This window comes from Bradyrhizobium sp. Pha-3 (assembly GCF_042258615.1).
Classification (GTDB): domain Bacteria; phylum Pseudomonadota; class Alphaproteobacteria; order Rhizobiales; family Xanthobacteraceae; genus Bradyrhizobium.
The window spans coordinates 7,242,196-7,262,392 of sequence record NZ_CP170152.1 but is presented as its reverse complement, the minus strand read 5'-3'; the positions used below and the strand labels follow the sequence as shown (position 1 = coordinate 7,262,392).

The window sequence follows — 20,197 nt, the reverse complement described above, 5'->3', positions numbered from 1 at the left end:
CACGTCGCCTCTCTTACGCACTTTATTTCGCCGAATGCAGCAAAGACAGAGCGCCGGAGTATGTCGGGCGAACTGAAATGAACTCGGGTTCCGCCGGCAAAGCCCGGTCTTTTGATCGCGCGATACCGCTCTTGATCCGTGCTGCCATAAACCTGCCATGCTTGACAGTTGTCGATGCTTTCGAGGATATGGCCTCTCGCAAGAAATATGGTGGACATCGTCGTCGATGATCAGGTCCGAGCTCGTTCAGCGCATCGCCGACCGCAACGCGCATCTCTATCCGCGCGACGTCGAAAAAATCGTAGGCGCAATCCTGGACGAAATCGTCGACGCGCTCGCTCGCGGCGACCGGGTCGAGTTGCGTGGCTTCGGAGTATTTTCGGTCAAGCTTCGGCGGGCCCGCATCGGCCACAATCCGCGGACCGGGAAACATATGCAGGTTGACCAAAAGCGTCTTCCGTTCTTCAAGGCCGGCAAGGAAATACGCGAGCGCCTGAAGCGCGATCCGACAAAGAAGGCGATATCCTCACCGAGGTCAGCTGACGACGGTTTGCCGCAGCCAGCGTCGACTGAAGAATGCTCAGAGGCGTACCTCGATGCAAGAGGTGCTGCGCGATATCCGGACGATGACAACCGTGTTCGTCACTCATGACACTGAGGAAGCGCTGCTGCCGGCCGATCGGATCATCGTCATGAGCGCGAGGCCGGCAGGTGTTGTCAACGACTTTCCTTTGCCATTTGAGCGGCCGCGGCACACCGAGCTGGTCATCGAGCGCGCGTTTTTGCGTCGGAAACGCCACGAGCTGCAATCGTCCTGCAGGTGGTAGCTTCCGTGGTCACGCACCCGATCGGCGCTTGCATCGGTGTGTTTAACAGAAGGGCCGCGGCGTCTTTGCTCGCGATTTCGCGTCGCGCGAAACGCACCTTTCGTCCAGTTGACAGGTGCAGTCGCGGCCAATCCGCAGTATCACTGCGCATCTCCGCTTCCCGGCGCCTTCGGCCAACATGCCAACCTGGAAACTTTCATAGAGAGCGTCCCGGGTGCCGGAGCGCCGTTGCTAGTTGGATAGCGGACAAGACGGACGGGATCGAAGTTGCCGGTCTTCTCTCGTGCCGAACTCAGGATCTGCAGCGCGACGATACCTAAGCCGACCTTATGAGGTGCCTGGCATAGGATATGCTTGCCGTCGGCATGTAACCGGACAGTTGGAACGCGCTAGGAAGATGCTCATGAGTCGCACGTAAAGTCGTCTGCTCCGCTCTCCTGACGGCGGGCCTGTACGTGACTGGCGGCGAGCACTTCGCCGGAACATCAGCAGATACTGCCGTCATCGCCCACTTCGCGCGCCGATCGAAAGGCGACGGTAACGCGGTGTCGGTCACCTACACCCTGAACGACCGGTTCGGTGCCAAGGTGACGGCGACCAAGACCGGCGTGCTGCTGAACGAACTCAGTTGTCGCCGGGCAGTCGCTTAGTGCCACCTCCTTCACAAGAAGCTTCAGAAACACATCGATGACGACGTCAACGCCGTACAACGACAAAGCCGAGCCCATCGTCCGGACCAAGAAAAAGGTCCATCGACATGGTTTCCAAATCCGACGCCGTATCGCGCGTACCTTCGTCCGAAACGTACGAAGGTTTGATCTGCTTCATTCGGCTCCATTGTCCCTGTTCCTCGTACGCGCTAAGGGAAACGAGCGAAGGCTTGAAATCCTGAGCCAATGACCAAATGAACACCTACAGCGAGCTAGTACTACAACGGCGCGCGGGTAATCCACCTCGAGCGCGGCTCTACCGGCGCGTTCATGGAGGGTGAGCGCTTCGAGCTGGACGCGCAGCGGGACGTCGTCCGCCGCGTGCCAAGCAGAAGCTCGCGAGTGTCCGCGGCCGCCGGACAGCCGTCAATGAGTTGTGATTTCGAATGCACTGCAGCCCAGCCGGCGCTCTCCCGGCTGCGCTTTGGGAGAGTGAGCCATGAGGATCGACTGCGAGGTTCACGCCTTCCGCCAAGAGGTCCGGCGGGCAACAACCGTCATCGACGGCACCTTGGGACGGTTGGAAAGCGCGGCGCGCGGCTGCGCGATCACCGGGCTGGTGCTGGTCCAACCCAGTTTCCTGCACGGCGACCCTATGGAGCTCTTTACCCAGGCGAGCCGGGCCCAAATGCCGGTACGACTGGTTCCGCCCCTTGTGCAATCGTTGGCGCCTTCGGTCATGGAGGGGTGGGCCCGATCGGGCGTCGTGGGTTTGGCGGTAACCCTTGATGATCGTGATCCGCTGGCTGAGTCCTTCGAGGCTGCGCTTCAATTGGGCTTCCACCTGGAGGTGTCCGGCGGGGTCGAAGGACGAGAGGGCCTCGCGGAGTCGCTGCTGGCCGACGGCCATCGCCTGGTGTTCCGAGACTTCGGACTCGCGGACGGCACTCGCGATCCGATCTGGGACCCTCGATTGGAGCGACTTCTGGCCCTCGCTGAAGGCGCCGAGGTGTGGGTGAAACTGTCGGGGATCGGACGTGTCGCGGATGGTTGGGCCAAGGCAGCGGCGGGGCGGCTGCTGAAGAGGCTCGGGCCGGAACAGCTGCTCTGGGGGTCGCAGTGGCCGCACGTGACGGCAGCGCACGCCTATGCGCCAACCTATGCACAGACCTTGGACTGGCTTGAGGAAATCGTCCCAGACGACGACGCAAGAGGACGGATCCTTAGCGCGACCCCTGCTGCCCTCTACGGTTTCCGCAACTAAGACCTGTATCGGCGTTATTCCGCGCGCTGTCATCCGCCATTCACGACTGACGTTTCATGTCCTCGGCGACGGCTTCGATCGTCCCGCCGGCTTTGATGGTCGCCGACAGCTTTCCAGGTCTACGTTCGATACGCGGAAGCTCATCCTTTATCGACGCGAAGCTTCCATCTCTGCTGAATGATCAGAGATGCGGCTCGAGGCCAGAAAAGCAAGGTTGAGGGAGAAGCTCGCGAACGCGGACAGCCGCCGCCGCTCCTGTATCCGAATATGATGGAGATCTCCATCAGCGCGTAGAGCCGGCAGGCCACGGCATGCGAGCTGGCACAGCTATTTTCCTGAAACTCGTCAGCTTCTGGACAGTCAGCCTTACTAGCGTGAAATCTGGTCTCTGGGTCACGGACCTGGGCTACCGCATCGGGCGGATCTGCAAGAGACCATGTTCCCAAGGCAAGATAGGAGAGTTGCATGGATTTCAACCGAACTGACGGTGCCGGGTCGTCAAGGTCTCCCGGTGAGTACGCCTGGAATCAAGCGGATGATGATTTCCTTCGTCAGGTCATGGATGAAGCAAGGGCAAACGAAGCGGGGCCATCATCATCGGCTCCACCTGAGGAAACATATGATGTCTCATGGGCGGCTCCCCAGAGCTTTTCCCATGGTTCTCAGCCCGTCCCGCAACGAATGATCGAGAGACTGTCCCACCACGGTCTCCTGCCGGACGCGGACCAGCCGACGATGACCTACGAGATCCGGGGGCACCGCTACACGGCCACGCAAGACCCGACCAGCGGCACTCGTCTCATCCACCATCCTTTGGAGGACCAGAGAATTGGCGAGGGGCCGCAGGGGGCGCCAGATTTCGGAGCATTCTTCCGGGAGACCCGCGTTCACGGTGTCCCGCCGCGGGAGCAGTGGGCGTCGCTGGCCCTGATCGAGAAGCTGCGCGACACGGATCACATGCCTGTCCCTGACCACCCAACAACTATCGCGCTCGACGGCAAGCTGTACAAAGCCGAACTAGCTGAAGGAGGGTTCGTCAGGCTTACGCGGCAAGGATGAGACTCTGGGCATGGCTAAACCGTCGCAACAAGGCTAGGTATCTGGTTGCGCATGTTCGAAGCGTTGACGGACGATCCGAACTTTGAGTACCTGATCGTCGATTCGACCTTCGTACCGCGCCGGCACGCCAGCGGCGCAAGAGAGGGGCTCAAAATCAGGCCGTCGGGCGTTCGCGCGGCGGCCAGACGACCAAACGAGCGGGAATTGCCCTCCGATGCCGACGCGAGTAACAGTTTTCCTCACATCAGCCGGCTGGACAGCTGTTGTGGTCGCAATCCTGCTCTATCTGATCTTCAGCCCTGGCTGAGCCGGGTGATCATAAACGGGACGGTCTGTGTCGATGTCATAGCGGATGAGCCGGCGAGAATATCGCGTGTCCTGGAGACCGAGTGCAGACCCCGACATGCCTCGCAGCGCGCTCTGCAGTTCAGTCAACGCTGTTGGCTCAGGCATTAGCGGGGAGGCATAGACGCTGTCGGTCGCGGCGCGAATTTATCTTGGTGATGGCCGCGCGTTGCCAACATAAGTACGAAGAATAGGAGGAGGACTACGAGCCCGCGCATATCAAAGCTTATCCCGAAGCTGTACGACAATTGTGGATTGGATCTACAGCCGACGGACGAGCGAATTTCGCGGGGCTCAAGAAGCCCTGGTGGGCCTGCATGCGGCTGGGCGCCCGCGCGAAGGTGCCAGCGTCAGCTCAGCAGATCGACCCTGCCGGTGTCGAGCCGATACAGACCCCCGACCACCTTCAGTCTGTTCTGTCCAACTGCCGCGTTCAGGATCGGACCCGCCGATTTGAGTTTATTCACGTTATCGACGACGTTTTGCCGGGTCGCATTGGCGAACGTATCACCTGGTTGCTGGCGAGATTCCTTTACCGCAGGCGCAAGCGCCGCGACGAGGGATGGAATACGCCCCGGCGGCGGCTTGTCGTCGTTGAGCGACTTGATCGCGGCGTCTATCGCGCCGCAATGATCGTGACCGAGTACCATGATCAACGGCGTGTTCAGAACGGCGACCGCATATTCCATACTGGCGATCGTGTCATCGTTGGCAAAATTGCCGGCGAGGCGGCAGACAAACAGATCACCAAGTCCGCTGTCGAAGGCAAGTTCGGGCGCTATGCGAGAATCGGCGCAGCTCAGAACCGCCGCATATGGATTTTGCCCGTCGACCAAGACCTGGCGCTCGCCTCTGAAATCGCCGCCTCGCGATGCGCCCTGGACATAGCGGTCATTACCTTCCAATAGCCGCTTCAGCGCAGCATCAGGCGAAAGCAGGTTGTCCGGCTTGGGCGGCCCTTTTGCTTCCTTCGCGTCAACAAGGTCGCCAAGCCGCATGCCAACCGCCGAAACAGCGAATAGCAACAGCGAGCGGCGCGAGGGCACGATCGTCATCGGATAAGACATGTTCGGGGAACGGTCTGGATGCATGTGTCACTCATCGCGCGGATTTACGCCACCCCGTGGCTTCGGCCTCTGCTTCGCTGCAAAGCCAGCGATCATCCAGCTTCTTCGTCATATCGATTTGTCCGTAACCGAGTTGCTCGGGCAAATGATAAATGCGCTCGCCCTTGCGGCCCACGGTGCCCTTTATCAGGCAGTCGGGTGAGGGCGGGTCTGATAGCAAAGCGGATCCGAGCAGGAGTTCCTGAGCATCGATCGGTACCGAGCTCGCGCCAATAATGATCGTCCCCTTGTTGCGGTGACGCCAGTCCCAAGGCGTGATGAACGCCCCCGACCATAGGCCCGCATAGGCATTGCTCGCCACAACCTCATAGACAACGTAGGTATGGGTATCTCGAACCGATGATAGTGCCCAGCCCGAGCTTACCATCCACGCGTTCACGTCCTCGCCTGCGATGAAGCAGCGCCCGAATGACCTGCCGTACTCGTCTACCCCTGTGGTGTGACAATCCCACGTTCGTCCGTTCGAATGCTTGATAAGCGCATCGCGAGCAGCTACGCCGCAAGCCCATTTCTGGCCATGGGCGTCGAGGCAAATCTGATCGGTCTCTGGCGCGTCGATGCCCGAGAGCCTAATTTTGGTTTGCTCGATCTCGATCGTATTGCCGTCGACGATGCGCGGAGGACCGCTGAGTTTCGCCGCGCAAACCGGGGATGCGATGATAGCGAGCAATGAGGCCATCATCATGCGGTATTTCATCCCGGCAACCCTTCGCCCTTGGTCCATCCGCTCAGACCACATTCGACTGCTTGATTTCACGATGTCCGTCATTTGGCCTGTGCTGCATCATCCCGCGTTTGCTTTCCGAAAGCTTCGTCGTGGATTCCACCCTACGTCCTGACGCAAGGTGAGGTTCAAGCGATTTCTTCCGGTTTGCGTGCTGCGGCATGCTTCCGGCCTCGACGGTCTCTCTCAGTGGGTGCCCAATAGATCGCGCTCGACCCGCGAGTTCGGCGAAGCTAAGCATGGGGGAGGAAGCCAAACCTCGGAAAAAGGGGCTCGCCGTCACGGAGTATGCCGGCGTCGTTATCATTGCCCCGTCCCGCCTTCGGCGTCGCTTATGCTCACGCTCCTATGGGGGCCAACAGTCGCGCAATGCGCTGCGCGCACGCCTGATCGGGACTTGGGTCCCAAGCATCTCTCTAGGCCAGGTTCCGTGAACAATGGTACGGCAAGCTGGTCACGTCGCAGATGATTGGCTTCCTCTCACTGCATGCGTATGGCGAGGGTCAAAACCGGCTCTCATAGGTTGGCACGCGGCCGCCTGGTCACGGGTCGTTCCCTCGCGGACCGAGCCGAGAGCAGTGCTGCTTGAGGTTTCCCGCGACGGGCTGAAAGCTGCAAGGCAGGCTCGCGGTCCATTGCGGAGACGTAACCGACACGTCAACTTTCAGAGCGCATGCGTTTTGCCGCTGCTCCGGCGCGCCCAACGTCAAGGAGCGGCAGCGCGACCTTGCTCTGTGCGACCATCTGCCGAGGCCTTCCGCGCCTTCTTCAATGCTTCCCATTCATTTGGTTCTATACGATCGAACCAAGCGCCAGGAGGAAAGCCTGCGATACGCTTGGCAAAGAAGGATTGCGGCGCCCAATCTTGTCCCTCGCTCTTCTCGAAGGTGATGACCCCGTTATGGGTAAAATAACGGGGCCCTGGGATGTTGCAGTTCACCAAAAGAAAAACGCGCCACAGGTCACCTTTCTCAGCCGGCTTGTCATTGGGCTTTGGCACGTAATCCACCCCAACGGGTTCAATGATATTGCAGCGCCCGTGGCGCAGAAGATTGCCGAGCTTGCCTTGCGCAGTCGTCACGAAGTTGTAGTTGGCCGGATCATGCAGAAACGGAAGATTTGCGTCCTTTTCGCCATCTGTGATTTCAATGGCGATCAACGAGAGCGCCAACGCGCGCCAGCCCAATTCAATCGCCTTTGCATACGTCGATGCAAGTCTGATCGTCCCATCGACTGCGATCTTCCAGGCAATAACGTACTGTTCGTCTGATTTATTGTTCCGGTGCCTGGTCCATGAAAGATAAACGTATTCAGTTCGGTCAATTCCTTCAGCGACTCCCCACGTTTGAGGAACGAACTTCGCCACCTTCGAGACCTTGGAGATAATGTGTTCTATCGTGTCACCGTCCTGTGCTCGCCACATTGACTTGACTCGTTCGACAAGGGCGTTGTCGTTGCCGCGAACATTGTTGCTCGTCGCAACCAGCCCGGCCAGGCAGATCAGTGATCGACCGAGACAGAACAAAAGCACGCGTCTTCCAGCTATTTTCTTCATAACCGCCGGCCCATCTGGTTTTCATCCACACGTCAATTCCAAAGCGGAGCAACGCGCTATGCGCGATCGCAAGAAGTTGGCGGCGACGTGACGCGGGCGCCCGCCGGTGTCCCACGTGAGCAGGCGCTGTCCCCTCCATGCCACGCGCCGCCAACCTCGATGGCCAGCCAAAGCCTCAAGTTGCGATGCTGGACCTGCCCAGGTGGAGAAGCCTGGACAGGTCGACGGTCTGCATTCTTCGTGCCAGGTAAATAGGTGGCAGTTCGCACCATATTTGTGTCGTCCTTGTTGGCTTTCCGACTTGCGCACGTATTGATGTTTCCATTCAGCCTATCCGCCGCGACTTCCATGATTCATCCCTGTCACGCACCGAATCTTCGGCCGCGCAGGCGAACCCGTGAGGTTCCGGGCGACAGTTGGGGTTTGCGGCCATTGAACCGTTTGGGTCGGTGTCGTTGCGGCAACGTCGGCGTTCGATCCCCGCCATGCCTTTGGGCACTTGCAGCCAAGGCGTCCGCTGCGGCGGCTTGGCGCTTGGCCGTCTACGACCCACAACGCGCGAAGTCGCTTTTCAGCGCCGGGCATCTGGAATAGACGCCAAGGAAGTCCACCCCTCGAGCAGGCGGACGAGAGGTGGCGTTCGCGCTGCGCACGCGCGAGGGCACGTTATCGGCCCGTCGGTCATCGACGAGTCGTCGCTATTCATGATTGGAGGAGTGCGCTTCCACGCCGTGTCGATATTCGTAAAGCGGGTGGGGGCGTCCGAGCCGGGCTAGCGTCGGCTTGAGCTGCTCAATAGTTTTGAAAGTATCTGTCTAACGGGTTGACTCATGAACGGCCTTACCATCCATCCGAACAGGCCAACCGTAAAGACGCAAACCGCAAAGACGCCGAGGGTACTCCAAACAGCCATTTTCATTGCGGGCCTCTCTGTTCTCGTTGAGGAGGTTCGATATGCTTGCTCAGGCAGTATCGCCCAAAAAGACCCGCGTGACGCCTACCGGAATTGGCTGGCATCGTAAGACAATATGCCCGCTGAGTATGCTGTTGGAGTTCCGCATATGTCTTGCTAACAGCGATCCTTGATTGTTGGTGGAGAAGCCGGACGCAGGGCAGCGTTCTTGATGAACCGTAGCTGACTCACATGAAGACCGTCTGTAATGGCCCTCATCGCGCGGGCCGCATTTGTCTCTTGCTCGGATCTGACGCGCGGCTTCACGTCGACGCACCATCCGATATGGTCATTGGGATATTCGTGATTGCAGACGGCGTCTAAATCGAGATCAATGGTGAAGGTGGACCATCTTTCGCATAAGAGAGGCCACGGCATTAATTTGAGAGGTTGACGGAATAGTTCTCTTGCCGATAATCCAAGCCGTCGAGGTTCTCCAGGTCCCACTTGATCCAGAGCTAAGAGGGAAGCCGGTGCCAATGCCGGCGCTGCCCCCGCAACTGTGAGCGGAGAGCCGCTGTCCAACAGAGTCACTGAAGCCTGCGCGGCTTCGGGAAGGCCGGACAGCGGCGATGACCCGCGAGCCAGGAGACCTGCCCCGGCAATATATTCGTCCACGGGCGGGGTGCCCCGGTGGTGCGCCAAGCAGCCGTCGCTCGCGCGACTTGCCTGCCTGCGTCCGCCATGGCCTTTGCCCCCAATATGGGGTTAACGCTATGTCTCTTCTCTCGCTTCCGGTTGCTACGCTCGGAACGCCGCGCATCGGTCCAAGGCGCGAGCTAAAACTCGCGCTCGAAAGCTACTGGGCCGGAAGAATCAGCGAACAGCAGTTGCTCGAGGACGCAGCCGGCCTGCGTGCTGCGAACTGGGCTCGACAGACATCCCTCGGTGTCACTGTCATTCCGTCGAACGATTTCTCGCTGTATGATCAGGTGCTCGACACCAGTGTCATGGTTGGAGCCATCCCGGAAATTTACGCGCCGAAAGCCGAATCCGTTTCGCTCAAGACTTACTTCGCCATGGCACGCGGTTCACAATGCAACGGGCAGGATGCGAGTTGCGGTCACGGATCCTATGGCGCACCCGCGCAGGAGATGACCAAGTGGTTCGACACCAACTACCACTACATGGTCCCGGAATTGAACCGTGGACAGACTTTCAGGCTGTCCTGTCGTAAGCCTATCGAAGAGTATGAGGACGCCAAGGCACTTGGCTTTCAGACCCGCCCTGTCCTGATCGGGCCGGTCACGTTCTTAAAGCTCGGCAAGAGTGCGGATCCTGCCTTCCAGCCTCTGTCACTGCTGGATGACCTGATACCGGTCTATATCAAGGTTTTGCAGGAATTGGCTAAACGCGGGGCAAACTGGGTTCAGTTCGACGAGCCCTGCCTCGTCCTCGATCTGGATGAGAGCTCGCGAAAATCCTTGCTCCATGCCTATGACCGGCTCGCAAAGGAGGGGCCGGCCATCAAGATCATGGTAGCGAGCTATTTCGGCGACCTCCGCGACAATCTGGACACCGCCTTGCGCCTGCCTATTGCCGGGCTGCACGTCGATCTGGTTCGCGCGCCACGGTTATTGGACAAGATCATTGCTGGCAGCCGGAATGATCTCGTCATGTCGCTCGGCGTCATAGACGGCCGCAACGTGTGGCGGTCGAACTTGTCGGCGCTCCGCCAGCGGCTGGATCCCGCAATTGCGAAGCTCGGCAAGAACCGCGTCCAGATCGCTCCATCCTGCTCGCTGCTTCATGTGCCGGTCGATGTCGAACTCGAGACAGAGCTTGCTTCCGACGTTAAGAGCTGGCTTGCTTTCTCGGTTCAGAAGATGCGCGAGCTTGCGACCTTGGCGCGGGCACTCGCAGGCGACCAGAATGTTGCGAAAGCTCTTGCGGAGTCCGAGCGTGCCGCGTCCATCCGCCGCACTTCGCCGAAGATCCGTGATGCCAATGTCGCCGTCCGGCTCGGAGCGATCAACCAGACCAAGCGCGGGCGCGCCAGCCCATTTGCCAGTCGTGCCGAAATCCAACGCAAGCGCTTCGGACTACCGGCGTTTCCTACCACGACGATCGGGTCGTTTCCGCAAACCGCTGCTGTCCGTAATGCCCGTGCGGCGCATGCGCGAGGCTCGATGAGCGACGAGCAATACGACAAGTTTCTCAAGGAAGAGACGGCGCGCGCCGTGCGTTGGCAGGAGGACATCGGTCTGGACGTGCTCGTGCATGGCGAGTTCGAGCGCAATGACATGGTGCAGTACTTCGGCGAACAACTCGCCGGCTTCGCATTCACCAAGAACGGTTGGGTGCAATCCTATGGCTCGCGCTGTGTCCGGCCGCCGATCCTGTTTGGCGATGTCTCACGGCCGCAGCCGATTACCGTAGACTGGTGGCGTTACGCGCAATCTCTAACCAAGAAACCGATGAAGGCGATGTTGACCGGACCGGTAACGATCTTGAACTGGTCGTTTGTTCGCGACGATATTCCCCGAAGCGAGGTCTGCCGTCAAATTGCGCTCGCGATCCGAGACGAAGTCGGCGATCTCGAGAATGCTGGTGCGACCATGATCCAGATCGACGAAGCTGCCCTGCGCGAAGGATTACCATCGCGTCGATCGGAATGGCCGGCTTATCTCGAATGGGCCGGCGATTGCTTCCGCATCTGCTCATCGGGCGTCGCCGATCAAACCCAGATCCATACCCATATGTGCTACTCGGAGTTCAACGATATCATCGATGCGATTGCTGCAATGGACGCGGATGTCATCTCGATCGAGACTTCGCGCTCGAAAATGGAACTGCTTGACGCGTTCAGGAGCTACAAATATCCAAATCAAATCGGGCCAGGCGTGTACGACATCCATTCTCCACGCGTTCCCGAGACGGGCGAGATGAAGGAGCTCATGGCGTTGGCTCGCAAGCGGCTGCAGGATTCGCAACTCTGGATCAATCCTGACTGTGGCCTGAAGACGCGCAAATGGGAGGAGGTTCGCCCGGCGCTGGTCAATATGGTCGCTGCTGCCCGCGAATTGCGCGCTGCATCCGATCCAGTAGGCCGCTGATCCAGCCTGGTCTTTCGTCGAGAAAGTGGATCCGCTTGCGGGCCATTTGAGCTCTCGATAATCCCGAGGAATCTTGATGAGCACAAAAAAGCCCGGCCGCCACTAGCGGCCGGGCGGAAGTCTAGTCTGGGAGGAGCGATGCTGCTACGCATCGCGCCGAACTTCCACCGGCAGAGGGAGGGCAGCCGATGGCTCGATCACGGCGAGGACATTCGCCGAAAATCTGAGCCCAGTTAAAGCACAAGCTCAACGCAGCTCAATTATGCCGTGGTATGCGGCCGATATCGCCGAGGATTAGAAATCTACACCAAAGTTTGTCGCTGATCGGCACTTTCGCAACGCTTTGCCGGTCAAGCAAGGCTGGGGCGGCTGCCGGGCGGTCGCGGCATGGACGGGCACTAAGCGCACGCGGTGCGCGGTCCTGCGCGCAAAATGATATGCTCAGCGAGACTATACGAAAAATGCCGACTGCAAGGATCGTATAGTCGTGACCAATGCAATGAGCGCCTTGCCATTGAGAGGCTCTGCTTCAGGCGGTTCATTGGTTCCAAAAGATAGTCAAGTCCCCGTTCCAACCTCTGTTTGAGATCTTTGTGCGGCAGATGGAGAGGGTGTGACAACGACGCTTGCAGGCAAACCCGGAGCGGGATGCCGATCAACATGCTCATCAGTCGTGCGATTGGTGTCAACCCGAAGCATAGGCCGGTTCGGTGATGCCGATTTCGGATTCCGAAACCGGTTAGGTTCGGCTTGGTCGGTTTAGACCGCCCGACTGTGCGTGGCTCGGGACCGAGGAAGGTGAGCGTCGAACGCCGCTGCGACGCTCCGGACCAGGAACTCTGCGCCATCGGCTACGGAAAGCCGACCATCGTCAATGACCACGACGCCATCTGCGATAAGGCTGTCGAACCGAGCATGATCGGCGACGGCCAACCTCGGATCCCTGCCGTGACGACGGGAGATCTCGGAGAGATCGACTGCCATGTCGCACATGATTCGCTCGATGATCTCGGCGCGGAAGCGATCGTCGCCCGTCAGTAAATAGCCCTTCGCGGTGGCGAGCCGATCCTCGGTGATGCGTGCGAGGTAGTCCTTTGTCGAGACAGCGTTCGCGACAAACCCCTGTCCCATGCGGCCGATGGCGCTGGCGCCCAGACCAATGAGGGCTTCCGCGCAATCGTCAGTATAGCCCTGGAAATTGCGCCTCAACCTGCCTTCCTGCCTTGCCTGGGCGAGATTGTCGTCCGGCAGGGCGAAGTGATCGATGCCGACGCGTACGTATCCAGCATCAACCAAAGCTTCCGCGATCGTTTCGGATTGGAGGTGCCGCTCGACACTGTCGGGCAGAGTGGATTCATCGATCTTGCGTTGATGCTTCTTGAAGGAAGGAATGTGCGCGTAACCATAGGCCGAAAACCGGTCCGGATGCAGCTCGAGGCATTTGGCGACGGTGTCCAGGCACGAAGAGACCGTCTGCTGGGGCAGGCCATAGAGCAAGTCGAAACTGATCCGGCCGACGCCGGCGCGGCGCAACCGATCGACCGAAGTCGCGGTCTCCGCGAAGCTCTGCACACGATTGATGGTCCGCTGAACAACTGGATCGAAGCTCTGGACACCAAGGCTCGCCCGGTTAACCCCGCAATAGCCTAGCGCCTCGGCCATCGGCTCGCTCAACATGCGTGGGTCGATCTCTACGGCGATCTCGGCATCAGGCAGGACAGCGAAGCAATAGCGCAACGAACCGACCAGATCAGCAAACGTTTCGGGTGTCATGATCGTCGGGGTGCCGCCCCCGAAGTGAATGTGAGAGATCGGCTGTCGTTGACCGACGGTTTCTGCGACAAGGTAGGCTTCAGTGCGCAGTCCCGCTACATAGATCGCGATCGGCTCGTGGCGTGTCGTGACAGATGTGTGGCAACCACAACACCAGCACATGTTTCGACAAAATGGCACGTGCACGTAGATTGAAGCGGATTGCCGGGCGCCCAACGACCTGAGCCACGTTTGGTAGTCGGATTCGCAAACTGACGCTGAGAAATGCGGGGCGGTCGGATAGCTGGTATAGCGCGGCAGCCGGTGCTGCCCGTAGGATTGTGCCAAGTCCGGTCGCATTCGGATGCCTTGCCTTTCTTCCTCGCTCGACCGATTACCGGACACGCGGCATATAAGCTTTGCGCTGGCTCAAAATATCCGCGTTGCTGATGGCCATGGTGACTCTGTAATCGAAACTGGTAGAGCATGCCCGCGGCGTATACATCGCACTTTGGACCGCGATGAAGCGGTCACGCGCCGGGCTCCGCGCGGCCGCAATTGTCCGTCCTTATCGGTCAGCGGACGTGCGAGGCACCGGTTTCGCGCGATATCAATGCGGCGTAGGCCGAGCCATACTGCCAACTGTGTGCGGACGGTCACATTATAGAACCTGCCGGCCCCCGAGCTCCGGGTCCGGCCATACCGTATGCGACCGGTGGCCGAAGGAGGCGATCATCGAGCGCAGAAGCCGTCCTGGCCGTGCAGGCAGCGTGCGCCGGGCGAGCATCGCCACCTTCATTTCAACACGATGAGCATAAGCGGATTCTTCTCATGACACGCCTGGGATCAATACGGGCCATCCGTCTCGGTGCCATTTAGCGGGTTGCCGCCATTGCGGACAAACATGCGACCGAGCTCCGTTCGGCTTCAGCTTCTTGCTCCAATTCTAGAATGTGCGCTCTCAGCACATCGGATATCGCTTCCGCTGTCTCGCTGAATAGCGGATCCCCATGATCGGTGACGGCGGAAGCGATTTCGGTCCAATCCTGAGCCGATAGAGCCTTAAGGGCGGCGGGGAAGAAATCTCGTTCTTCCCACATTATATGGTGGCGCTCGCATATTATAAAGTCGCGTACGATGTTGCCGACGTCTTGCCGAAGGATTTCACGATCCGCGAGGACGCCATCAATAGCGTGAGCGAATCGGTGCAAACGGTCAACGACTTCCTGGTGTTCATGCGCGAGATCGCCAACGAGTGCAGCCGCATCCGGGTCGCGAGTCTTGAGCTTGGAAAAGATCAAGTCTTCCTGGGGATGATGGTACACCTCCGGGTAAACCTCGAAGTAGCTGATGATCGCGCGAATGACCTCGTAGTCAGGACGGATCCCCTGCTCAAAGATCTCCAATTCACGTTGGAGGGCGACCAGAAGCAGATCAATGTTGCGATGCTCTCGAAGCAAAGAATCGATGATCATTGCCGTGCTCCATGGAGGAACAATCGAATTTTAGATGTGATTCTTCCATTCGTGCTAGATCGCCGAATTTCGGTGTCGTTCACTCGCAGCAATCTGTCCTCGCTATTCGGCGCACAGAAGTAGCGTATTTCACGGCGGTGCTTGCACTTGCGCAAACCAACTTAGCCCAGGTTCTGCAAAAAACAGCTGGGCAATCTGTCGTGACGCAACTCGACTCGGCGTGAGGTCTGCAGGGCGATCACGCCATTCTGCTCAAGCTGTTTAAAGGTGCGCGACACCGTTTCGATCGTCAAACCAAGGTAATCGGCAACATCCCGCCGTGACATCGGGAGTTCGATGGCACCGTTGTTCGTAGCGCGACGAGACATATCGAGCAAGAAAGTCACGACCCGTTCTTCAGCGCTGCTGATCAAGAGCATCAGATGTTCCTGAAGGCGATGGAGCTCGAGCGCCATCGCCTCCCACAGCTGTCGCGTGAGTTCCCTCTCGTGACTGGCGCGAACAATGAGGGCGGTGCGCTGCACCATTAGCAGGTGCGTCTCACAGATCGCCTCGGCCGAAGAGATATGGCCTTCTCCGGCCTCGAAGCCGAAGATGTCACCAGGCAGGTAGAATGCGCCGATCTGACGACGTCCATCGTGCAGAATCTTGTAGGTCCGTACCGCACCCGACACCACCTGATATAGGTATTCGGCTGCCTCGTTCTCGCCGTAGATCTCGCTGTTGAGAGTGAAGCGCATCGGTGTGGCAACCATACCAAACGGTCCGTGGCTACAAGCTTTCCCACGCACCACGTTAGTCGGATGACGGCTGATCTCGTGAAAACTGGTGGCCTGGGCGCACATGGCGAACTCAATCTTGCGAACGTCGATGGTCGCAGATTGGTCGCTCGTAACGAACCGGGAAACTTGGATGTTTCCCCTAAGTAAAAACCCCTAAGTATTTACACGTAAGTCCTGTGAGGAGGGCGTCTTGAATGAGTGCGGCACGGCCCCTTGGTTGCTCAAACACGCTTGAAGCAGGCTAAGCCGCTTCGGATCGGAGGCTGCATGCTGGTGGCAGCAGACATTGGCAGCATCCCGGATCGATTTGCGCGGAGCACGGACGACGTGCTTGGTCATGATCTGATCGGCGCCTGTGGGATCCTGATTGGGAGAGTGGATCATAGAACTCGGCTTGCGCGACATGTTGACCTGGCTCAACAGCCGGGCTTGCTCTCCAGGATTTCAGAAGCCGGAGGAAATCGCGACCTGGCCTGGCCTGAAGCTGAACTCGGGCATCGTCGGTTGGTCGGTAAAGAGACTGTCCGCGAGGCGGCGGTTCTGTTGCTGATCGGCTGGCGTCGCCATTGCGCCGATCGCGACGGCGTTCAGACCGCATCCAGGATCTGGCGGCATGTCGTCCGTACAATTCTTGCTCTCAATGCGACATCAGAACCGGGATGGTGATTGCACGAAGCATGTCCCCCGAGATGCGGCGGAGCAACCTTTCCTGCAACCGACAGTGGCCGTATCCGCTCATCACTAGCAGGTCGAGGCTTTCCTCCGCTGCAAGCGAAAGGAGGGCGCGCTGCGCGGACCAGGATGCTGGGAGCGACACGACCTTTGCAGCAAGCCCTGACCTTGCAAGGTACTGTCCCAAATGATCGGTGGAACTTTCTCCCCGCACCCTGTCCGGAGCGGTGATCGCGATGATGGTGAGCGCGTCGGCTTTGCGCAGCAGTGGCATCGCGTCGTGCAATGCACGGGCCGCACGGCGGCTGCCGTCCCAACAAATCCCGATTCGTCTGGTCGAAAAAGCCCCGTGGAAGGTGTATGGCAGGTACAGGACGGGCCTGCCAGCTTGGAAAAGGATCTTCCTGGGAATAGCGTTATCGTAGCTGTCATAGCCGCTCTGAGGCTGTGTGACGATGGTCATGTCGTGGACCCGCGCGCTCGCGCAGATGATTCGGCGCGCCTCGGCAGGAACCGCACTCAGCGGGCGGCTCGTGTAGGAAATGCCTGCGTTCTTTGCTTGCAGATCAAAGACATGAAGTACCGCTTCGGCTCGCTCGAACGCACGCGCCTGCTCGACTTCGAAGACCGAGGTGACTGCCGTCCCGCTGAGCCCAACGAGCGGAAGAATGGTCCTCTCGTAGCCGATCGCCACCACGTCAAGATGCGCGCCCGTGCTCAGTGCGAAGGAAATCGCACCGTTCACCGTAGCCCGCACCGGAAGCTCCGTGGGAAGATGGACCAATATGGTCCCGAACATTGCCGTTCTCCGGGCATGAAAGGCCTGCTGCCCACCGGAGCACAAATCTGGGCTGGGCAATTGATCTCCTTCAAATGCCGTCGTTGATTTTGTTTGAGTGCGATCAAACCGGCCACGGAGGAGTTTGCGTGACGGTGCGATGCCAAGTCAAGCGGCGAGGAACCAGCATGACGTGTGTTGCATCGGTAATGCCAGTCGTAGTGCTGCAGGATTCGGCACAACCATTCCATCGCAGATACCAGTGCGGCGATCGGGGCCGAGAAGACATCCTGGATGCCGTCCATTCCTCGCCATCGCCGGTCGACATTCATCTTGTGGTAAACAGGTGTTTACTGAACGCGAGGAACGACAAGCCGGCAGCCAAGATGATGAACGGCTCGTTCGCCGCGGTCGCGTCGGCATCGTTTCGGATCATGATGTCCTCAACCATTAGGTATATCGGTCCTTGTGTCCGAGATCGGCGCTTGCCGGAATTGATGAGAACAATCCTGCGCTCAAACGCGCCCATCGCGTCGAGTAGGTGCTCTTGAGGGCCCCTCTTGCTGCCATCGGTATCGATGCGCTCGCCGACGTCGTCGCGCAGATCGGGGCAAATGGACGTCAGCGCGACAGCTATGCGCGGATCTGCCGCACCATCGACGAATTCGTCTAAGCGACCGCCACCAACAACACCGCCAGCCCGGCGCGGAGCGTTGCTCCCGGAACCACCGTTCATCGCCTCATCCACGCACCTTGAATAAGCCATATCGTGCCGCTTGCCGATGCTGCTAGAGCCCCGCGGTGATCGCGATCCGCATCAACTCGGACATGCTGCGGACATTGGTCTTGGCCATGAGGTTCGCGCGGTAAACATCGACTGTCCGGGGGCTGATGCCAAGATCATGGGCGATCACCTTATTGATCTTGCCGGCTAACAGTCCCTGCAGAACGTCACGCTCGCGCGACGAGAGGTCCGCGAGACGGGCTTCCGCCTGCCGTTTCGCTGCGTCATCGGCTACCTTCGCTGGCTGCGCTTCCAAGGCACTATTGATGGCACGCAATAGACCCTCGTCCTGGAACGGCTTCTCGATGAAATCGACCGCACCCGCTTTCATCGCTTCAACTGCGAGCGATACGTCGCCATGGCCAGTTATCAGGACGACGGGGCAGCCGACGCGGTCGGCCTTCAGCTTGCGGAGCAGTTCGAGGCCGCTCATGCCCGGCATGCGGATGTCTGATACAATGCAGTCGGCCGGACCGCTTGCGACCTCATCGAGGAACTCAATCGCCGTCTCATACGTCGCTACGCAGAAACCGTTGACATCAAGCAAAAACGCGAGCGAGTCCCGCATCGCGGCGTCATCGTCGATCACAAGAATGCGCCGCCCAGTCATGCCTCTTCACCATTCTCCGCAAATGGCAGGGTGAACTGAAAAATCGTGCCGCCGCCGGGCTTCGCTTCCGCGACGATGTGGCCGCCATGGGATTCGATGATCGTCCGGCAGATTGACAGTCCCACACCCATGCCATGCTCTTTCGTCGTGACAAAGGGCTGGAACAGGCGGTCGGCGATATCGGGGCTGATGCCGGGGCCCGTATCGGCAACGGTAAACCTGGCGAGGCCATCGACCTTGGTAACTCCGACGGTCAATTCGCGGTGCGGGCAGGACGCCATCGCCTCGATTGCGTTGCGTATCAGGTTCAGCGCGACTTGCTGGATCTGGATCTTGTCGACGATCATTGACGGCAGATCGGGGTCGCTGCGGATCGCAACGCGCACGCCTTGTTCCTTGGCGCCGAGAAGTGCCAGCGCAACAGCCTCCTCAAGAAGCGTGATCGGGTTCTCCACAGAATGCTGCGTCTCGCCTTTGGCAACGAATTCCCGCAGGCGTTTGACGATATCGCCCGCGCGCAGAGCCTGTTGGGCGGCGTGTTCCAGTGCAACACCAATGCGCTTGACGTCCGGCTTGTCTGACGCCAACGCAACCTTTGCGCCCCGCATGTAGTTTGTAATGGCGGAGAGCGGCTGGTTGATTTCATGGGCGATAGACGATGCCATCTCACCCATGGCGGTCAGCCGCGACACGTGCACGAGTTCAGATTGCAGCTCTTGCAGCCGCCGTTCCTGCGCCCGCCGTTCGGTGAGGTCTCGGATGAAGCCAGTGAAGAAGCGTTCGTCGCGCACTTTGGCCTCACCTACGGCAAGTTCCATCGGAAAGGTCGAGCCGTCGCTCCGCTCGCCGATCACGATGCGGCCGATGCCGATAATGCGCCGCTCGTCAGTGGTCCGATAACGATCCATGTAGCGGTCGTGCTCGGTGCGATAGGGCCGCGGCATCAACTTGGATACATTCTTTCCGACGACTTCGTCCGGCGACCAGCCGAACAAACGCACTGCCGCGGCGCTGAACGAGCGAACGATGCCCTTCTCGTCAATCACGATCATCGCTTCCGGAACGGTGTCCAGGATCGACTGCAAATGGGCTTGCCGATACCGCGCTTGTTCCGATTCCCGCCGCAGCCGATCGCCCATGAAGCCAAGCATGGGACCAAGGACCGCGAATCCGGCGATATCGATCATGTTTGCGGAATCGGTGATGAGGCCTTTCCCAAGAAAGGCCGCGCTGATGATCAGGCAGAGCAGGGTAGTAAAACTCGCCGGTCCGCGGCCGCCGGCAAAAGCGGCAAAAACGACGGCTGGAAGGTAGATGATCGTGAACGCGCGGCCCTCGAGATACGGATCTAGCGCTGCTCGCAGTACGAGGGCCAGCGCGGCGGCTGCCGCGGCAGTGCCATAGCGGTACCAGTTGCGATCGGACATATTTCCGGGCAGACCCTCTCATTCGATCGACTTTACATCGTTGGGCCGCGGGGGGCTACGGGAAGCAGACGCGTCTCAATTTACGTCGATGTATGGCCGCCGCTATTTGGGCCAGATGCGCCAGTGCGTGGGCTGCACGGCAACGTGTTCTCCGGTCTTGGCCTTGACCCAGCCTCCGAAGATTCGGCGGCAAGGGAAGACGAGCCGGTGAATGGCATTACCTTCGATTACGGCAATCTCCAGGTCCCAATCAAAGGGCGCCGTTTCGACCCGTTCCCAAGTCACGTTGCCAATAGATCCTGGACGGAGTTCATCGCCGCGGACTGACATATTCAAGCATCCTTCCGAACAATACGGA

General features: G+C 59.3%; 15 protein-coding genes, 4 pseudogenes and 1 riboswitch. Of the genes and pseudogenes, 9 read left to right on the top strand and 10 right to left on the bottom strand.

Features of this window, described 5'->3' with window-relative positions; genetic code table 11:
- Window positions 1-226: 226 nt before the first annotated feature.
- The 7 genes and pseudogenes from ACE10Z_RS34110 to ACE10Z_RS34080 form a co-directional block, all read left to right on the top strand.
- Window positions 227-508: pseudogene (locus ACE10Z_RS34110) on the top strand (integration host factor subunit beta); the annotation flags it as partial.
- Between the two features lie 118 nt (window positions 509-626).
- Entirely contained in the window at window positions 627-827 is a 201-nt protein-coding gene (locus tag ACE10Z_RS34105; protein ID WP_375784712.1) for a hypothetical protein, read from the top strand.
- A 533-nt stretch (window positions 828-1,360) separates the two neighbouring features.
- Window positions 1,361-1,447: pseudogene (locus tag ACE10Z_RS34100) on the top strand (gamma-glutamyltransferase); the annotation flags it as partial.
- A 4-nt stretch (window positions 1,448-1,451) separates the two neighbouring features.
- Window positions 1,452-1,616: pseudogene (locus ACE10Z_RS34095) on the top strand (IS630 family transposase); the annotation flags it as partial.
- Window positions 1,617-1,976: 360 nt separating this feature from the next.
- Window positions 1,977-2,741, top strand: coding sequence for an amidohydrolase family protein (locus tag ACE10Z_RS34090; protein WP_375784711.1), 765 nt, complete (start codon window positions 1,977-1,979; stop codon window positions 2,739-2,741).
- Between the two features lie 465 nt (window positions 2,742-3,206).
- A complete protein-coding gene (locus ACE10Z_RS34085; RefSeq protein ID WP_375784710.1) occupies window positions 3,207-3,800 on the top strand; it encodes a hypothetical protein in 594 nt (197 codons plus the stop codon).
- Between the two features lie 27 nt (window positions 3,801-3,827).
- A pseudogene (locus ACE10Z_RS34080) lies at window positions 3,828-3,994 on the top strand (IS5/IS1182 family transposase); the annotation flags it as partial.
- Between the two features lie 501 nt (window positions 3,995-4,495).
- On the opposite strand, the gene ACE10Z_RS34075 reads toward ACE10Z_RS34080, so the two are convergent.
- The 3 genes from ACE10Z_RS34075 to ACE10Z_RS34065 form a co-directional block, all read right to left on the bottom strand.
- On the bottom strand, window positions 4,496-5,236 hold the full coding sequence (locus tag ACE10Z_RS34075; protein ID WP_375784709.1) for a carbonic anhydrase: 741 nt from the start codon (window positions 5,234-5,236) through the stop codon (window positions 4,496-4,498).
- A gap of 7 nt (window positions 5,237-5,243) precedes the next feature.
- Entirely contained in the window at window positions 5,244-6,041 is a 798-nt protein-coding gene (locus tag ACE10Z_RS34070; RefSeq protein ID WP_375784708.1) for a thermonuclease family protein, read from the bottom strand.
- Between the two features lie 661 nt (window positions 6,042-6,702).
- The gene (locus ACE10Z_RS34065) at window positions 6,703-7,551 is read right to left on the bottom strand and encodes a nodulate formation efficiency C protein (RefSeq protein WP_375784707.1); all 849 of its coding nucleotides are present in this window, start codon (window positions 7,549-7,551) and stop codon (window positions 6,703-6,705) included.
- A 1,364-nt stretch (window positions 7,552-8,915) separates the two neighbouring features.
- Window positions 8,916-9,119, top strand: a riboswitch (cobalamin riboswitch).
- A gap of 100 nt (window positions 9,120-9,219) precedes the next feature.
- On the opposite strand from ACE10Z_RS34065, the gene metE reads away from it, so the two are divergent.
- Window positions 9,220-11,559 carry a 5-methyltetrahydropteroyltriglutamate--homocysteine S-methyltransferase gene (gene metE / locus ACE10Z_RS34060; protein ID WP_375784706.1) on the top strand — a complete coding sequence of 780 codons (2,340 nt, stop codon included), beginning with the start codon at window positions 9,220-9,222 and terminating at the stop codon, window positions 11,557-11,559.
- Window positions 11,560-12,318: 759 nt separating this feature from the next.
- Here metE and hemN read toward each other — a convergent pair.
- The 3 genes from hemN to ACE10Z_RS34045 all read right to left on the bottom strand — a co-directional run bounded on the left by hemN (window position 12,319) and on the right by ACE10Z_RS34045 (window position 15,631).
- Window positions 12,319-13,671, bottom strand: coding sequence for an oxygen-independent coproporphyrinogen III oxidase (hemN, locus tag ACE10Z_RS34055; protein ID WP_375784705.1), 1,353 nt, complete (start codon window positions 13,669-13,671; stop codon window positions 12,319-12,321).
- A gap of 515 nt (window positions 13,672-14,186) precedes the next feature.
- Window positions 14,187-14,786 (bottom strand): hemerythrin domain-containing protein, encoded by a 600-nt coding sequence (locus ACE10Z_RS34050; protein ID WP_375784704.1) that lies wholly within the window; start codon window positions 14,784-14,786, stop codon window positions 14,187-14,189.
- Window positions 14,787-14,947: 161 nt separating this feature from the next.
- Window positions 14,948-15,631, bottom strand: coding sequence for a helix-turn-helix domain-containing protein (locus ACE10Z_RS34045; RefSeq protein ID WP_375784703.1), 684 nt, complete (start codon window positions 15,629-15,631; stop codon window positions 14,948-14,950).
- A gap of 204 nt (window positions 15,632-15,835) precedes the next feature.
- Here ACE10Z_RS34045 and ACE10Z_RS34040 point away from each other — a divergent pair, with 204 nt between their 5' ends.
- Window positions 15,836-16,234 carry a hypothetical protein gene (locus tag ACE10Z_RS34040; protein ID WP_375784702.1) on the top strand — a complete coding sequence of 133 codons (399 nt, stop codon included), beginning with the start codon at window positions 15,836-15,838 and terminating at the stop codon, window positions 16,232-16,234.
- Here the strand turns inward: ACE10Z_RS34040 and ACE10Z_RS34035 are convergent.
- The 4 genes from ACE10Z_RS34035 to ACE10Z_RS34020 all read right to left on the bottom strand — a co-directional run bounded on the left by ACE10Z_RS34035 (window position 16,206) and on the right by ACE10Z_RS34020 (window position 19,839).
- A complete protein-coding gene (locus ACE10Z_RS34035) occupies window positions 16,206-17,039 on the bottom strand; it encodes a universal stress protein (protein ID WP_375784701.1) in 834 nt (277 codons plus the stop codon). The two genes, ACE10Z_RS34040 and ACE10Z_RS34035, sit on opposite strands and share 29 nt — an antisense overlap.
- A gap of 307 nt (window positions 17,040-17,346) precedes the next feature.
- Window positions 17,347-17,754, bottom strand: coding sequence for a hypothetical protein (locus ACE10Z_RS34030; protein WP_375784700.1), 408 nt, complete (start codon window positions 17,752-17,754; stop codon window positions 17,347-17,349).
- A 52-nt stretch (window positions 17,755-17,806) separates the two neighbouring features.
- Window positions 17,807-18,412, bottom strand: a complete 606-nt coding sequence (gene fixJ / locus ACE10Z_RS34025) for a response regulator FixJ (RefSeq protein WP_375784699.1) — start codon at window positions 18,410-18,412, stop codon at window positions 17,807-17,809.
- The gene (locus ACE10Z_RS34020) at window positions 18,409-19,839 is read right to left on the bottom strand and encodes a PAS domain S-box protein (RefSeq protein ID WP_375784698.1); all 1,431 of its coding nucleotides are present in this window, start codon (window positions 19,837-19,839) and stop codon (window positions 18,409-18,411) included. Before ACE10Z_RS34020 ends, fixJ begins: the two co-directional genes overlap by 4 nt.
- Between the last annotated feature and the right edge of the window lie 358 nt (window positions 19,840-20,197).

Bases quoted from the DNA above. Each gene is read 5' to 3' on its own strand.
- ACE10Z_RS34105 (WP_375784712.1), top strand. From the start codon at position 627: ATGACAACCGTGTTCGTCACTCATGACACTGAGGAAGCGCTGCTGCCG.
- ACE10Z_RS34020 (WP_375784698.1), bottom strand. From the start codon at position 19,839: ATGTCCGATCGCAACTGGTACCGCTATGGCACTGCCGCGGCAGCCGCC.
- ACE10Z_RS34070 (WP_375784708.1), bottom strand. From the start codon at position 6,041: ATGACGGACATCGTGAAATCAAGCAGTCGAATGTGGTCTGAGCGGATG.
- fixJ (WP_375784699.1), bottom strand. From the start codon at position 18,412: ATGACTGGGCGGCGCATTCTTGTGATCGACGATGACGCCGCGATGCGG.
- hemN (WP_375784705.1), bottom strand. From the start codon at position 13,671: ATGCGACCGGACTTGGCACAATCCTACGGGCAGCACCGGCTGCCGCGC.
- ACE10Z_RS34035 (WP_375784701.1), bottom strand. From the start codon at position 17,039: ATGTTCGGGACCATATTGGTCCATCTTCCCACGGAGCTTCCGGTGCGG.
- ACE10Z_RS34090 (WP_375784711.1), top strand. From the start codon at position 1,977: ATGAGGATCGACTGCGAGGTTCACGCCTTCCGCCAAGAGGTCCGGCGG.
- ACE10Z_RS34045 (WP_375784703.1), bottom strand. From the start codon at position 15,631: ATGTGCGCCCAGGCCACCAGTTTTCACGAGATCAGCCGTCATCCGACT.
- ACE10Z_RS34050 (WP_375784704.1), bottom strand. From the start codon at position 14,786: ATGATCATCGATTCTTTGCTTCGAGAGCATCGCAACATTGATCTGCTT.
- ACE10Z_RS34040 (WP_375784702.1), top strand. From the start codon at position 15,836: ATGCTGGTGGCAGCAGACATTGGCAGCATCCCGGATCGATTTGCGCGG.
- ACE10Z_RS34065 (WP_375784707.1), bottom strand. From the start codon at position 7,551: ATGAAGAAAATAGCTGGAAGACGCGTGCTTTTGTTCTGTCTCGGTCGA.
- metE (WP_375784706.1), top strand. From the start codon at position 9,220: ATGTCTCTTCTCTCGCTTCCGGTTGCTACGCTCGGAACGCCGCGCATC.
- ACE10Z_RS34085 (WP_375784710.1), top strand. From the start codon at position 3,207: ATGGATTTCAACCGAACTGACGGTGCCGGGTCGTCAAGGTCTCCCGGT.
- ACE10Z_RS34075 (WP_375784709.1), bottom strand. From the start codon at position 5,236: ATGCATCCAGACCGTTCCCCGAACATGTCTTATCCGATGACGATCGTG.
- ACE10Z_RS34030 (WP_375784700.1), bottom strand. From the start codon at position 17,754: ATGAACGGTGGTTCCGGGAGCAACGCTCCGCGCCGGGCTGGCGGTGTT.